At 66.6% G+C, this 14,673-nt stretch carries 15 protein-coding genes, 1 tRNA gene and 1 pseudogene; 12 read left to right on the forward strand and 5 right to left on the reverse strand.

The window, feature by feature from the left end; all coding sequences use genetic code 11:
* Positions 1-10: 10 nt before the first annotated feature.
* Positions 11-205, reverse strand: a complete 195-nt coding sequence (locus tag CDO87_RS03050; protein ID WP_100927396.1) for a hypothetical protein — start codon at positions 203-205, stop codon at positions 11-13.
* 329 nt (positions 206-534) lie between these two features.
* Between CDO87_RS03050 and CDO87_RS03055 the strand changes: the two genes are divergently transcribed.
* From CDO87_RS03055 to selD, 11 genes and pseudogenes are all read left to right on the forward strand, one after another.
* Positions 535-1,023 (forward strand): tetratricopeptide repeat protein, encoded by a 489-nt coding sequence (locus CDO87_RS03055; RefSeq protein ID WP_157814901.1) that lies wholly within the window; start codon positions 535-537, stop codon positions 1,021-1,023.
* Positions 1,024-1,307: 284 nt separating this feature from the next.
* Entirely contained in the window at positions 1,308-1,592 is a 285-nt protein-coding gene (locus CDO87_RS03060; protein WP_198521808.1) for an STAS domain-containing protein, read from the forward strand.
* The gene (locus tag CDO87_RS03065) at positions 1,589-1,963 is read left to right on the forward strand and encodes a response regulator (protein WP_100927399.1); all 375 of its coding nucleotides are present in this window, start codon (positions 1,589-1,591) and stop codon (positions 1,961-1,963) included. Before CDO87_RS03060 ends, CDO87_RS03065 begins: the two co-directional genes overlap by 4 nt.
* Positions 1,963-4,082, forward strand: a pseudogene (locus CDO87_RS27645) (chemotaxis protein CheA). The gene CDO87_RS03065 and the pseudogene CDO87_RS27645 overlap by 1 nt, the downstream one beginning before the upstream one ends.
* Complete coding sequence (locus CDO87_RS03075; protein ID WP_254698309.1) at positions 4,075-4,542, forward strand: chemotaxis protein CheW; 468 nt, start codon at positions 4,075-4,077, stop codon at positions 4,540-4,542. The pseudogene CDO87_RS27645 and the gene CDO87_RS03075 overlap by 8 nt, the downstream one beginning before the upstream one ends.
* Entirely contained in the window at positions 4,539-5,411 is an 873-nt protein-coding gene (locus CDO87_RS03080) for a protein-glutamate O-methyltransferase CheR (RefSeq protein ID WP_100927401.1), read from the forward strand. The genes CDO87_RS03075 and CDO87_RS03080 overlap by 4 nt, the downstream gene beginning before the upstream one ends.
* Positions 5,412-5,423: 12 nt before the next feature.
* A complete protein-coding gene (locus CDO87_RS03085) occupies positions 5,424-5,810 on the forward strand; it encodes a response regulator (RefSeq protein ID WP_100927402.1) in 387 nt (128 codons plus the stop codon).
* A gap of 20 nt (positions 5,811-5,830) precedes the next feature.
* Positions 5,831-6,166 carry a chemotaxis protein gene (locus tag CDO87_RS03090; RefSeq protein WP_157814902.1) on the forward strand — a complete coding sequence of 112 codons (336 nt, stop codon included), beginning with the start codon at positions 5,831-5,833 and terminating at the stop codon, positions 6,164-6,166.
* A gap of 61 nt (positions 6,167-6,227) precedes the next feature.
* Complete coding sequence (locus tag CDO87_RS03095) at positions 6,228-7,331, forward strand: CheB methylesterase domain-containing protein (RefSeq protein WP_100927404.1); 1,104 nt, start codon at positions 6,228-6,230, stop codon at positions 7,329-7,331.
* On the forward strand, positions 7,328-7,861 hold the full coding sequence (locus CDO87_RS03100; protein WP_100927405.1) for a chemotaxis protein CheD: 534 nt from the start codon (positions 7,328-7,330) through the stop codon (positions 7,859-7,861). The genes CDO87_RS03095 and CDO87_RS03100 overlap by 4 nt, the downstream gene beginning before the upstream one ends.
* Before the next feature lie 166 nt (positions 7,862-8,027).
* Positions 8,028-10,166: a selenide, water dikinase SelD gene (selD, locus tag CDO87_RS03105; RefSeq protein WP_100927406.1), complete on the forward strand. Its 2,139-nt coding sequence runs from the start codon at positions 8,028-8,030 to the stop codon at positions 10,164-10,166.
* On the opposite strand, the gene mnmH is transcribed toward selD, so the two are convergent.
* Positions 10,148-11,206: a tRNA 2-selenouridine(34) synthase MnmH gene (gene mnmH / locus CDO87_RS03110; RefSeq protein ID WP_100927407.1), complete on the reverse strand. Its 1,059-nt coding sequence runs from the start codon at positions 11,204-11,206 to the stop codon at positions 10,148-10,150. The two genes, selD and mnmH, sit on opposite strands and share 19 nt — an antisense overlap.
* A 153-nt stretch (positions 11,207-11,359) precedes the next feature.
* Between mnmH and CDO87_RS03115 the strand changes: the two genes are divergently transcribed.
* Positions 11,360-11,434: transfer RNA gene (locus CDO87_RS03115), tRNA-Phe, on the forward strand.
* A gap of 148 nt (positions 11,435-11,582) precedes the next feature.
* On the opposite strand, the gene tsaA is transcribed toward CDO87_RS03115, so the two are convergent.
* From tsaA to CDO87_RS03130, 3 genes are all read right to left on the reverse strand, one after another.
* Positions 11,583-12,059: a tRNA (N6-threonylcarbamoyladenosine(37)-N6)-methyltransferase TrmO gene (tsaA, locus tag CDO87_RS03120; RefSeq protein WP_100927408.1), complete on the reverse strand. Its 477-nt coding sequence runs from the start codon at positions 12,057-12,059 to the stop codon at positions 11,583-11,585.
* A gap of 81 nt (positions 12,060-12,140) precedes the next feature.
* Entirely contained in the window at positions 12,141-13,529 is a 1,389-nt protein-coding gene (cysG, locus tag CDO87_RS03125; RefSeq protein WP_100930818.1) for a siroheme synthase CysG, read from the reverse strand.
* 263 nt (positions 13,530-13,792) lie between these two features.
* Positions 13,793-14,593, reverse strand: a complete 801-nt coding sequence (locus tag CDO87_RS03130) for a TIM barrel protein (protein ID WP_100927409.1) — start codon at positions 14,591-14,593, stop codon at positions 13,793-13,795.
* Positions 14,594-14,673: the final 80 nt, after the last annotated feature.

A 14,673-nucleotide genomic window follows, 5' to 3' on the forward strand; every position in this document is an offset into this window, starting at 1 on the left:
GCCCCTGCCCTCAGTCGGCGTGCAGCGCGGCGAAGCGTTCGGCCCTGTCGATCTGCGGGGCCAGCGTGCACCAGCGGCCGCCGGTCTCGACCCAATGCGCCGCACGGGCATCGGCCTCGATCACGATTCGGTCGGGCGCGGTGGTCACGATGTCGAAGGGCAGCAGGTTCAGGAAGAGGACAAGCGCTTCGGTGGTCAGGCACATGGGAGGCAACTCCGTTTCTGGTTCGGTCTGTGGCGTCCTCCCACTGGCGCCGCGATGAGCCTAGCATCGGTTCTGATTTTCATGCTGCAGCGCAGCGAAAATTCAGGGCGCATGCGGCGGTCGTGCCCAATCGGTCCGCCAACTTCCTCAGAAAGACTGTTTTTTCATCGCGGTTCATGTGTCACGATGCCGTGAAGCAACGCCGACGGATGTGTTTTGCACCTCTCCGGTTTGCCTCTGCCTGGAGGCTGGGATCGTCGCAACGCTGCTGTTAACCTGTAATGTGCACACCCTGTGCGTGCGCACACTTTCCCGAAGAGGGCTGTCAGATGGTCGATCTCACCCCTTTGCCCGCGCTCCTGGCCACCGAGGACTGGCCCGAGGCCGAGCGTCTCCTGCGGTCTGCCGCGGCCGAGGAAGAAGCCACCGCGCCGGTCTGCTACAACCTGGCCAAGGTTCTGGAAAAGCAGGAGAAACATGCCTCCCGCGAGGACTGGTTGCGCCGCGCGCTGGCGCGCGATCCGGCGCATGGCAAGGCGTGGTTCGAACTGGGGCGCCTGCGGCTCGCCGCTGACAACCTGGAGGAGGCGGAGGCGGCCTTTTCGCGCGCGGCCGAGCACATGCCGCAGGACATGGAAAGCTGGCGGATGGTGATGCGCGTAAGGCTGCGCCTGGGGCTGTGGGACGGTGTGCGCGATGCGCTGATGTACCTGCCGAGCGATGCCGAGACGCGCAGCGTTGCACGCAGTGTCGCGGCCGAGATCCAGCGCCAGACGCGCGGCCTTTGCCGGCCCGCGGTGCAGCCCCGTCCGGCCTGACCCCAGCATCTACGGCTGCCCGTCGCGCACTTGCTCAAATTGAAACTTCTCGCATTCGCCCGAACTGGCTTCGGTGCGGTCAGGCCCCTTGTTTTCCTGACTATCCGTAGCGCTGCGCGCCGGTGCGCGTGAGATCATCCGCACATTCCGGCGCCTCGCAGCGCAATGTGGCGTCCTTTCCATGAAACTCGGAACTCTTTGTTAAGACAGCGTGCGTATTCCTGCTGAGCGTCAAACGCGCCGCACGACAGGCGCACGAAGTGCCACGAGGGATGCTGTTCGCGATGCCAGACATAAATTTCCATGCGCTCGGGCCACACCGCGCCCGTTCCGGTGAAGACCCGCTCGTTTCGTTTCTGCTGAACGCGCGGAAGGCCCCGGTGACGGTATCGGCGCGCGACGTGGCGCGGCTCGATTCCCACCGGCTGCAACTGCTTCTGGTGGCGCAGAAACAGTGGGAGGCCGACGCGGTGAAGTTCGAAGTCACCGAGATGTCGCCCTCCTTCCGCGAAGGGCTCGAACGGCTTGGGCTCACATCCGACCATTTCGACAGGGAGTTGCCCCAATGACGACCAAGGTCCTGGCGATCGACGATTCGCGTACCATCCGCAACCTGCTTCGCGTCTCTCTGGAGGGGGCCGGGTTCGAGTTTCATTCCGCCTGCGACGGGCAGGAAGGGGTGGACATCTTTCCGGAGGTCGATCCGGACGTCGTGATCACCGACATCAACATGCCGAAGATGGACGGCTTCGGCGTGATCGACACGCTGCGGGGCGGACCGAACCGGACAAACGTGCCGATTCTCGTCCTCACCACGGAGAGTTCGGACGATCTGAAGGCGCGCGCCCGCAATGCCGGCGCGACCGGATGGATCGTGAAACCTTTCGATGACGCATCGCTGGTCTCGGTGCTGCGCCGACTGACGGGACACATGGGCTGATGAGCGGGAATTCGATCAGGGACACCTTCTTCGAGGAATGCGAAGAGCTTCTCGAAGCGCTGGTGGAAGGTCTGGCCTCCATGGAGGAGAGCCCGGACGACATGGAAATCATCAACGCGGTCTTCCGCGCGGTGCATTCGATCAAGGGCGGCGCGGGGGCCTTCGGTCTCGAACGGCTGGTCAGTTTCGCCCACGCCTTCGAGACGGTGCTCGACAAGGTTCGCGACAAGGAACTCGGCATCGACGAGAAGCTGATGTCGGTGGCGCACCGCTCCGGCGACCAGCTGTCGGATCTCGTGGCCTCCGCCCGCGACGACAGCCCCTTGGACGAGGCGGCGGAAGACGAACTCAAGAAGGAGCTGGAAAGCTACCTCGGCGGCAGCGCCGATGCCGAGGAGTTCTCCTTCGACGCGCTGACGCTGGACTTCGGCGGGGGCGGCGCGACCGCCGCCGTGGAAGAGGCCGAGGCAACCGGGCAGCGGGTGTTCTCCATCCGGTTCAAGCCGATGAAGGCGCTCTATGAAAACGGCCACGAGCCGCTGCTGATCTTCGATGCCCTGGCAGAGTTCGGCACGCTCAGCGTGACGGCCGACCTGTCCGGCCTGCCGGCCTTCGACGCCTTCGATCCGAACGACGCGGTGATCTCCTGGACGCTGACGCTCACGACCGGGGAAAGCGAGACGACCCTGCACGAGGTCTTCGAGTTCGTCGAAGGGCTGTGCGAACTGGACGTCAGCGTGGAGGAAGGCGCGGCCCCCCGGTCATGGTGGCCGCCCCACCGCCAGCCGCCTCCGCCCCTATAGCGGATGACTTGCATGACGACGACCACGACGAGGTACACGCCCCGTCCAGCAGCGCAAAGACGCCCTCTGCGTCGGCCTCCAAGGAAGCGCGCGGCCCGAAGCCCACGCTGCGCGTCGATCTCGACCGGGTGGACCGGCTGATCAACACGGTGGGCGAGCTGATCATCAATCAGGCCATGATCTCGCAGCGGATCGAGGAACTGGATCTGCCGACCGTGGCGCACCTGACCAACGAACTGGAGGCCTACAAGCTTCTGGCGCGCGACATCCAGGAAGGCGTCATGGCGATCCGCGCCCAGCCGGTGAAACCCCTCTTCCAACGCATGTCGCGCATCGTCCGCGAAGCGTCCGATGCCACTGGCAAGAAGTCGAAACTGGTGACGGTGGGCGACTCGACCGAGGTCGACAAGACGGTGATCGAACGGCTCGCCGATCCGTTGACGCACATGATCCGCAACGCCGTGGACCACGGGCTCGAAAAGCCCGATGTGCGCGAAGCTGCGGGAAAGGACGTGGTCGGCACGATCCGCCTTTCGGCTGCGCATCGCTCCGGCAGCGTCTTCATCGAGATCTCCGACGACGGCGCCGGCCTGAACCGCGAACGCATCCTCGAAAAGGCGATCGAGAAGAACCTCGTCGCGCCGGAGGCGGAGCTTTCCGACCCGGAGATCGACAACCTTCTGTTCCTGCCCGGTTTTTCGACTGCGGGCCAGGTGTCGAGCCTCTCGGGCCGCGGGGTCGGGATGGATGTGGTCAAGAACGCCGTTCAGGCGCTTGGCGGCCGGGTCTCCATCACCTCGACGCAGGGCAAGGGCACCACGTTCACCATCGTCCTGCCCCTGACGCTGGCCGTGATGGACGGGTTCGTCATCTCCGTCTCGGACCAGACGATGGTCATCCCGATCTCCTCGATCCTGGAGACGATCCGCCCCAATCCGCGCGACATTCACACCGTCGGAACGGATAGCGAGGTCGTCAGCGTGCGCGGCTCCTACGTGCCGATTGTCGATGTCGCCGAGAGCCTCGGCCTCGAACACGCCGGCGCGCGCAACAACACCGGCATCCTGCTGCTGGTCACGACCGAGATGCAGGGGCTGACCGCGCTCCGGGTCACGGCCATCCACGATCAACGTCAGGTCGTCATCAAGAGCCTGGAAAGCAACTATGCGGCGATCCCGGGTGTCTCGGCAGCCACCATTCTCGGCGACGGCAAGATTGCCCTGATCCTCGACCCGGAAGAAATCATCAGGCTTGGCCATTCTTCCGGACCAGACCTTTTTGCTCAGCACACCAGAATGGAGCTTCGTCATGTCTGAACCAGCAGAAATGCGCGCGGATACGCAGTTCGAATTCATCACCTTCTCGGCCGGCGGTCAGAACTACTGCCTGGAGATCACGCAGATCCGGGAGATCCGGCGCTGGACCCCGGTGACCGCTCTGCCCCACACCCCCAAGGACGTGCTGGGCGTGATGAACCTGCGCGGGGCGGTCATTCCCATCTTCGACCTGGCAGCACGGTTCGGCCTGGGATCGACGCCCGCAAACGAGCGCAACGTGGTGATCGTGGCCGCCATGGAAGGCACGACCATCGGCCTGCTGGTGGAATCCGTCTCGGAAATCCTCTCGGTGGAGAAAAGCGCCATCCAGGAGACGCCGGACATCAAGTCCGAAGCGACGCGACACAGCATCCTCGGGATGATCTCCGTCGACGACACCATGGTCCGGGTCGTCAACCTCGAAGCCGTGCTGGAGTCGGGCAAGGGCGTCACCTCATGACACAAGCGGAAGTTGGCAGCACACTCAGGGAGATCCCGTTCAGCGATGCCGACTTCCGGGCAATCGCGGATCTGGCCCTGGCGGAGTTCGGCCTCAACCTTGCCGAAAGCAAGAAGCCGCTGGTCTATTCCCGCCTTTCCAAGCGGCTGAAGGCACGCGACGTGCCGAGCTTTCCGCTTTACCTGGCACTGCTGGAACGCAAGGAAGAGAACGACGAACGGCTTGAGCTGATCTCGGCCCTGACGACCAACGTCACCAGTTTCTTCCGCGAGAAGCACCATTTCGACATGCTGCGCGACGAACGCGTCCCGGCGATGATCGAAAAGATCAGGGCGGGCGAACGCATACGCATCTGGTCGGCAGGTTGTTCGTCCGGCCAGGAGCCTTACTCGATCGCCATGACCATCCTGGACAAGATCCCGGACGCGGCCCGTCAGAATGTGAAGATCCTCGCCACCGACATCGATCCGAAGATCGTGGAGCGTGCCCGCAACGGACAATACCCGGAAACGGAAGGCACGGGCATACCGCCCGCTTTCCTTCAGAAGTGGACGCAAAAGGTCCCGCCGAACGAGATCCGAATGTCGAACGAGTTGCGCTCGCTGATCACCTTTGCGGAGCTGAACCTGATGAGCGAATGGCCTTTCCAGGGGCCGTTCGACGCGATCTTCTGCCGCAACGTCGCCATCTATTTCAACCAGGAGACGCAGCAGCGCCTCTGGTCCCGTTTCGCCGACAAGCTCGCGCCGGACGCACTGTTCTGCATCGGCCATTCGGAACGGGTCACCGGCCCCGCCACCCAGCAACTGGCGGCAACCGGCATCACCAGCTATCGCAAGACCGGGTCCACCGGTCGGCACGCATCATAACAGGAGACTGAGATGAGCTTGAAGGACTCGCTGAGAATCATGGTGGTCGACGACATGGCCACCAGCCGTGGGCTCATTACCCAGGCCTTGGACGACATCGGCATCAAGAATTACATCACCGAAAACGACGGGCGCAAGGCACTGGAACGCCTCGGCGCCAACCCGGTCCATCTGGTCCTGTCGGACTACAACATGCCCGGGCTCGACGGTCTGGGACTGCTCAAGGCGGTGCGCAGCTCTGCCGCCACGCAGAAGATCGGGTTCATTCTCGTGACCGGACGCCCCACGCCCGAGATCGTTGCACAGGCGAAACAGCTTGGCCTGAACAACATGATCAAGAAGCCTTTCACCTCGGACACCATGAAGCAGTGCATCGAAAGTGTCGTGGGACGGTTGTGATGCGCATGGAGCCGCCCCCCTTGCCTCTCAGACTGGCGGCTGAACGCGTGTCGGCCGAGCTTGAAGCGCTGTATGACCGGCTCGAACGGCTGGAGTACGGGCTGGACATGGTGTTCATGCACACCACCGAAGCCCTCGACGGCCAGACGATCAGCATGCTTCAGGAACTGGACATGCTCCGGCAATCGCTGGGCGCGCTTGCCGATTTCCTCGTGCATCTGGCGAGGGATACGAACGAGTGCGGTCTCGTCAACCCTGAAGAGGCGCTGAGGTCGGTGCCGCTCAGGGACATGGCGGTCAGGCTCGGCGGCAAGACGAAGGCCGAGCCGGTCAGCGGCCACGCGGAACTGTTCTGAGCGCCGCCGCCTACACGTAACGCCAGCGCCGGCCTCTCCGCCGGCTTGCAGAGGTCGAGGAATGGTTACCCACAGCGTCATCGTTGCGACACCCGACGGACTTCAGCGCAACCGTCTGGCCCGGATCGTCGACACTGCGCCGGAGTTCGAAGTGATCGCCTGCACAAGCGATCTCATGAACACCTACAACGAGGTGGAAGAACGGCTGCCCAACGCCGTGCTGATCGCCGAAGTGCTTGCGAACCTGCCGGAGTTCGAGGTCATGCACGCGCTATTCTCGACTCTGGACATCCGCTGGCTGGTGATCACCGGGCGGGGCGCTGCCAGCGCGAACCTCGCGCGCGCGCACAAGCCGCGGCGCAGCAGTGCCGACCTGTTCTCGATCCCCATGGATTCACCGGCCGACACGGTCATCGAGCAGCTGAAAAGCCTGACGCGCACCGCGGCCTCCAGACGGCCCGCCGCCAAGAAGCCGGTCCATACCCCGCCGCCAGCGCCGCGCCCGACAGCTAGAACACCGCCCCCGGAACTGCCGAGGCGGCCGCAGCCCGGCGTGCCCAGAGGACAGGGCAGTCCGCTGATCCTGATCGGCGCCAGCACGGGCGGCGTGGACGCATTGCTGAGCGTGCTGGACAGTTTCCCGTCCGATTGCCCGCCCACCCTGATCGTGCAGCACACCGGTTCAGGTTTCGGCGAAAGCTTGGTCAGCCTGCTGGACCGGCAATGTCGTGCCCGCGTCGAACTGGCGACAAGCAGCCGTCCGCTGCGGCCCGGTGTCATCACGGTCGGGGCCGGCGTCCGCAGGCACCTCGTCATCGAGGATGCAGCGGCCCGCACCTGCGGCCTGGGCGACGAGACCCCGGTCTCCGGCCATGTGCCGTCGGTCGACGCACTGTTTCATTCCGCGGTGCCGCTCGGGCCCTGCATTGCCGCGGCCCTGCTGACGGGCATGGGGCGGGACGGCGCGGTCGGGCTCAAGGCGTTGCGCGATGCGGGCGCGATGACCGTCGCGCAGGATCAGGCAACAGCGGTTGTCTACGGCATGCCGCGCGCCGCGGCAGAGCTGGACGCCGCGGTGCGTATCATGCCGCTCGACAAGATCGGACCGGCTTTGTTGCAGTATGCGGCAGGCACAAGACAGGAACGCAGGGAGGTCATGCGATGATGGCGAAACCGGAGAAGCTGATCAACGTCATCCAGGGCGACTACGTGATATCGGAGGACTCCGACGCGGTGCTGACGACGGTGCTCGGGTCCTGCATCGCGGTCTGTTTCGTTGATCCTGTCCGCAAGATCGGCGGCATGAACCACTTCCTCCTGCCCAGCCGGGAAGGGCTTGAGGGGGCGAACGTGCGCTACGGCGCCTACGCGATGGAGCTTCTGATCAACGGCCTTCTCAAACGCGGCGCGGACCGGTCGCGCCTTCAGGCGAAGATGTTCGGCGGAGCCAGCATGATGGGCAACTTGCGCGACATCGGCGCCTCCAACGCGGCCTTTGCCCGGAAGTTCCTCAAGGACGAGGACATACCGATCACGGCAGAAAGCACAGGCGGCACCTCGGCGCGGCGGATCCGTTTCTGGCCGACGGACGGGCGGGTGCGCCAATTGCTGGTCAGCGCCGACGTGGAGCCGCTGCCGGTGGAGAAACCCGCACCGGTGCCGCGCCCGGTCAAGGACGACATAACGCTTTTCTGAGAAGGGTGTGGGGCTGCAATGGCCGCATGTTCGTCCCCTGCGCGATCTGCTAGGCAGGCCCGGACGACGAAGCCCGGCCGGATCGCGGCATGGGGCGCGCGCGCCGGTTGCCTGAACGGCCCCCTCGGGTCGCGGCATCGGTGGCGCAGATCCGGAAGGCCAAACGATGCAGGACAAACCCCTGCCCTATACCCGCGACCTGCTGCTGATCGGCGGCGGTCACACCCATGCATTGGTGCTGCGCATGTGGGGCATGTCCGCTCTGCCCGGCGCCCGGGTGACGGTGATCAACCCGGAGCCCACCGCGCCCTATTCGGGCATGTTGCCGGGGCATCTGGCGGGACACTACGACCGCCGCGCACTGGACATCGACCTCGTGCAACTGGGGCGGTTTGCCGGGGCACGGGTGATCGTCGGCCGGGTGACGGGCCTCGATACGGTCGCGCGGGTGGCCAAGCTGGAGGACGGGCGGCAGATCGCTTTCGACGTGGCCTCGGTCGACGTGGGCATCACGAGCGACATGCCGACCCTGCCCGGCTTCGCCGCCAACGCCGTACCGGCCAAGCCGCTCGGCCCCTTTGCCTCGGCCTGGGAGCGATACCTGGAGGGCAGCAGTCCCGCGAAAGTCGCGGTGGTCGGCGGCGGTGTCGCGGGCGCGGAGATCGCGCTGGCCATGGCGCATGCCCTCGTCGCTCGCGGGCGCAGCGCGGAAGTCCACCTTGTGGAGCGTGACACGGCGCTCTCCGCCCTGCCCCCGCGCAGTGCTGCCCGTCTGCGCGCGGCCTTCGCGGGCATGGGCGTGACGGTGCACGAAGGCGCCGACGTCAGCGCAGTGACCGAAGACGGCGTCATGATCGGCGACCGTCTGCTGGAAGCAGATTTTGTCTGTGGCGCCGCGGGCGCGCGCCCGCAGGCCTGGCTAGGCGAGACAGGGCTGGCCCTTCACGACGGTTTCGTCGCGGTGGGGCCAACTCTGGAGACCTCCGTCACCGGGATCTTCGCAACCGGGGATTGCGCCCACATGACCGCGTCGCCCCGGCCCAAGGCGGGCGTTTATGCCGTGCGGCAGGCGCCGGTGCTGCTGCACAACCTGCGCGCGCGGCTGTCCGTTCAGGACCGGCTGAAACGCTACCGCCCGCAGCGCGACTACCTGAAGCTGATCTCGCTGGGGGAGAAAGCGGCCCTTGGCGACCGCTTCGGGATGACCTTCCAGGGCAAGTGGGTCTGGCGGTGGAAAGACCATATCGACCGAACGTTCATGGACAAGTTCCGCGACCTGCCCGCCATGACGCAGCCGGCGCTGCCGCGCGACCATGCCGATGGTCTGGCCGATCTGCTTGCAGGCAAACCGCTGTGCGGCGGCTGCGGCGCCAAGGTCGGACAGGAAGCGTTGATGGCCGCACTGGCCGAGACCGGCGGCACCGCCCTGCCCGGCGACGATGCGGCCGTCTTGACCATGGGCGCGGAACGCATGGTGCTGAGCACGGACCACCTGCGCGAGATGGTGCGCGATCCGGAGGTCATGACCCGCCTCGCCGCGCATCACGCCCTCGGCGACATCTGGGCGATGGGTGCCGAACCGCACAGCGCGACGGCCAACATCGTCCTGCCGCAGATGGCACCGCGCCTCGCGGGCCGCACCCTGCGCGAAGTCATGTCGGCGGCGCATGAGGTCATGGCCGAGGCCGGCGCGACCATCGTCGGCGGCCACACCTCGCAGGGGGCCGAAATGACCATCGGCTTCACGATCCTCGGCCGCGCGCCCGGGACGCCGATCACGCTGGACGGTGCCCGCCCCGGCGACATCCTCGTGCTGACGAAGCCCATCGGCTCGGGTCTGATCATGGCGGCAGAGATGCAGGGGCTGGCCGACGGCGATTGGGTGGTCGGCGCGCTGCGGCAGATGACCCGGTCCCAAGGCGCAGCCTCCCGCCTCCTGCGCGTGGCGCATGCGATGACGGATGTCACGGGCTTCGGCCTTGCCGGGCACCTGCGCAACATCTGCCTGAACTCCGCCGTGGGGGCAGAGCTGCGGCTCGACGATGTGCCCCTTCTGAACGGCGCGTTGGAACTGGCGGAGACCGACCTGCGCGCCTCGCTCTTTACCGAGAACCGCGCGCTTCTGCCCGACGCGCCTGCCGGTCCGCGGGCCGATCTGCTGTTCGATCCGCAAACCGCCGGGGGCCTGTTGGCCGCCGTCCCCGAGGCGGAACGCGGCGTCCTCGCCCGGCTGCGCGAGGCCGGCTATCCCGTGGCCGAGATCGGGCGGATCACTGACCGCGTCGGTCAGATCTCGATCGTCTGAAGCCGCTCCGCGATGCGATCCGCGAGGTCGTCCTGCGCCGCCTCTGTCAGCGCATCGGCGTGGAAGACCTCCAGCACGCGGGGCGTCAGCGCCGACATGGACTTGCGGTAGGCCGGGTCATAGTGGTCGGCGGCGAGCGAATGGCAAAGCGTTTCCAGCCGCCCTTCCCCCACGAGTTCCCCCCAGTGGTCGACCAGCGCGTGGCCCCGGTGGTAACGCAGGGGCGCGAGTTTCTCCATCAGCGCCGCACCGTCGGCCAGGATGTCGGCGTAGGCCTCCGCCAGGTAACGTGCGCGCACTTCCACCGGGATCTCGACCTCCAGCCACGGCGCGGCCTTCATCCCCTCCCACAGCGACGGCGGCAGGTTGATGTCGCCGATCTTGCTGCTTTCGGCCTCGACGATCACCGGGCGGTCCGGCGACAGCTCCAGGAGCCGCTGCGCCAGCTCCGTCTCGAACGCCTTCTGGCTGGGCTGTCCGTCGGCCATGCCGCCCAGAAGCGAGCCGCGGTGGTTGGCCAGCCCCTCGAGGTCGAGCACCTGCACCCCGCGCCGCCCCAGCCGGTGCAGGAGTTCGGTCTTGGCGCTGCCGGTGTAGCCGCCGAGCTGGATGAACCGATGCGGCAGGGTGTTGTCGTAAAGGTATCCGCTCACCAGCCGGCGGAAGGTTCGGTAGCCGCCGTCGATCAGCCCGGGCCGCCAGCCGATCTCGCCCAGCATCCATGCGAAACTGCCCGAGCGCTGCCCGCCACGCCAGCAATAGACCAGCGGCCGCCAGTTGCCCTCGTGGTGCGACAGCGAGGTGCGCAGATGGCGGGCGGCGTTCTCGAACACCAGCGCGGCGCCGATCTTGCGGGCCTTGAAGGGGCTCTCCTGCTTGTACATCGTGCCGACGCGCGCCCGCTCCTCATTGTCGAGGACCGGCAGGTTGATGGCGCCGGGCACGTGGTCCTCGGCAAATTCCGCCGGGCTGCGCACATCGATGACCGTGTCGAAGCCGTGATCCAGCAGCTCGGGAAGCGTTTTCGGAGAGAGTTTCATCCCCGCGATTTAGCCTTGCACGCGCCGCGAGGGAAGAGGCTGCTGCGTGTTGGAAAAAAGCGTCGATTTTCCGCTGGACACCGGTTTCGGCCTCGACTAAACCGCCTCCACCCGAAGGCGGTGCCCTCTGAGAGAGGACAGGCCTTGACCCGTGCCCGGGTAGCTCAGGGGTAGAGCAGTGGATTGAAAATCCTCGTGTCGGTGGTTCGATTCCGCCCCCGGGCACCATTTACTCAAACATCAGTGATGATTGGACCGCTTTCTGCGAGCGGCCGTTTTGATCGTCCGCCCGTTCAGACCGACATGGTCCAGAAGTACGTGGGTTTATTCCATACCCCCACTTGGCTTGCGGCCAATTGAAGAGGATCGGCGCACGTCACACGCCCGGCTTGGGCGGGGCTTTCGGGATGAAGAGGGCGCGGTCCGGTTTGATGTCCAGCAGCGGCGTGCCGTCGAGGCAGTCGAGGCCGCGCACGGTGAGGGTGCCGTGCTCGATCCGGTCGAGGCGGACGATGGATGTGCCGATGGGATTGGGCCGGACGGGAGAGCGGAGCGCGAAGGTGCCGAAGGTCGTGACGTCGGCGCGGGGCGACTGGGTGAGGAGGTCTCGCCTGGACCGGTCGAGCCAGTAGAGCACCTCAATCGTGGCGTAGGCCTCGAGTCCTGCGAGCGCCGGGTGCCAGGCCTCGTCCACGACGAGCGTGCATTCCGGCCCGTCCTCGCTGCCCTGCCGCGGACAGTCGCGCCGGTCGGTCCAGGGCGTCCGGATGCGGCCGATGAAGGTCAGCCGGGCGTCGGCTGCCGGGGCATCAGCGACCGTCGCTTCCCCTGCGCGGATGTCCTTGTCGGTCATGCTCCCCCCTCCCCCTGGTGCCACATCGCCCGCTTCTCATGCTGGCGCGGGGCGCGGTGAAAGGCCAGAGCCGGAGAAGGGCTACTCTGCCGCGACGAGCGTGGCGGGATGCGACGCGGCCGCCATGGACTTCGGGTAGCGCACAAAAAGGATCGCCGGGCTGCGTACGCCTTCGGCGCGGATCGTGTCGGGCAGCGTGTCGAGCGTGCAGGCCACATGCCGCTCGGCCTTTGTGCTGACGGAGGCCACGATGTCCACCGGGCAGGCCCCGGGGGCACCGGCCTCCATGAGGTCGCGGCGCACCGCGCCGGCCTTCTCCACCGCCATGTAAAAGGCCACCGCCGTTCCCGGATGTGCAAGGCGCGCGCGCGCCGGATCGGCCTCGCCGGGTCGGCAGGTGCCGGTCGTGATGGCGAATGTGTCGATCTCTCCGCGCTCGGTCAGCGGTGTCTTCAGGCGGGCGGCGGCGGCAGAGGCGGCGGTGATGCCGGGGACGATCTCCACCTCGATGCCTGCGGCTTCGGCGGCGGCCAGTTCCTCTGCCGCGCGGCCGAAGACCGAAGGGTCGCCGGATTTCAGGCGGACGACGCGGCGCCCCTTACCGGCTTCGGCGACGATCAGCCGGTCGATGTGATCCTGCGGCCAGGCGCAGGCGCCCACCTCCTTGCCGACGTAAACCCGGTCGGCGTCGCGGCGGGCAAGCTCCAGCACCTCCGGATCGACCAGGCGGTCGTAGAAGATGACGTCGGCCTGCTGCAACCTCTGGACCGCGCAAAGGGTCAGCAGGTCGCGCGCGCCCGGACCCGCGCCGACCAGCGCGATGTGCCCTTTGGCTTCGGGGGAGGTGCCTGCGTTCACGGCCTCCTTCAACAGGCGTGCGGCCTCGCGTTCCCGCCCGTCGAGGTGGGCGCGGAAGGGTTCGCCGTCGAAGGCCCATTCCCAGAAGCCGCGGCGGCGTTGGGGGGCAACACGTTCGGCGACCGCGCCGCGCAGGCGGCCCGCCAGCGCCACGAAGGGCCCGAGGCGCGGCGGCAGCATGGTTTCGATGTCGGTCTTGATGCGGCGGCCCAGGACGGGGGCCGCGCCTTCGGTGCCGATGGCGACGACAACCGGGGCGCGGTCGACGATGGAGGGCGTGAAGGCATCGCACATCTCGGGCCGGTCGACGACGTTGACCACCGCCCCTGCCGCCCGCGCGAGGCAGGCCAGCGCAGCGTCATGCGCGGGGCAGCCGGTGGCGATGAAGGTCAGCGCCGCGCCGTCGAAAGTGCGTGCGTCCGGGGCGGCCTCATGGCGCACCCGGCCGGAAGCGATGAGGCCGTCCAGCTCCGGATCCCCGATGGGGCCGGTGACGACGATCTCGGCCTCTGTCTTCAGCACGAGCCGGCATTTGCGAGCCGCCTCCTCGCCGCCGCCGCAGATGACCACACGGCGTCCGTCCATGCGCAGGAACATCGGAAAATTCTTCATGTCCAGTCTCCAGACTTGTCTCCAGAACGCGAAAAAGGCCGCCGACACGGTCACGACCCATGTCGTGACGCATCGAGCAGCCTTGCTCATTTCACCCGTTTTCGGGAACAGCGACGCCGTTGCCGCTGATCGAAGCCTTAACGGCGGCCCGCGATTCGGCGCAAGCCAAACATGCCGCGCTGCCGCATGTTTGCCTTTGCAGCCGTTGAGACGCCCAAAACAGCGGCATTTAGTGTGCGACTGGCGCCACGAAGGGCAGCGGATCAGCCGGTGACGGTGCGCAGCAGGTCGAAGGAGGCCATGAGAAGGCCTTCCGCCTTGTCGGCAGGCAGATTGTGGAACTCCGGCGCGAAGGCCTCCATCGACACGGGGCCGGTGTAGCCCGCCGCCTTCAGCGCCGAGAGCTGGCCGAGGTTGTCCATCCGGTCGTCCTCCGTCACCACACCGCGGTCGCGGTCCGCTATGGTGACCAGAGAAATGTCGGGATCGGTCACGCCCGAGACATGCACCATGCCGGTCCAGTCGGCGAAGATCTCCGTCTCGCCGGACAGGAAGTGGTGGAATGTGTCGTGCACCAGCCTGAAGCGGCCCGCGCCGCCCACCGCTTCGATGGCCTCGATGGCCTCGGCCTTTGTGCGCAGCGAGGACTGGACGAAGCCCAAAGGCTCCACCAGCGCGGTCATGTCGGCCTCTTCCAGAAGCGGCAGGATCTCCCTTAGGGCGGTCTTCACCGCGTCGAGATCGTCGAGCCCGGTGCCGTCGTTGCGCGGGATCAGGCTGATGGTCTCGGCCTCAAGATCCTGCGCGATGGTGATGAGCGAGGCCACTTCCTGCGCCTTCGCATCGGACCAGTCGTTGAACATGCCGACCTGGCTCAGCCCGAAGATGCGCAGCCCCAGTGCCTGAGCCTCCTCGCAGACGGTTTCGGCGGTGAAGCCTTCGAACAGCGGGCGGCCCAGGTCGTTGCGGAATTCCACGCCCGCGCAGCCGGTGCGCTTCGCCAACATCAAAAGCGCCCTCCAGTCGAGGCGCGGCGTCGTCATATGGTTGAGCGCAAGCTGCATCGGTCCCTCCCCTGCCGCGATCCGTGGCGCGGCACAATCGAGAGACGACCACGGCCCGGCGCGCCGCACAAGGGTTTCCG

Origin of the sequence: Sagittula sp. P11 (assembly GCF_002814095.1) — a bacterium.
Classification (GTDB): Bacteria; Pseudomonadota; Alphaproteobacteria; order Rhodobacterales; family Rhodobacteraceae; genus Sagittula.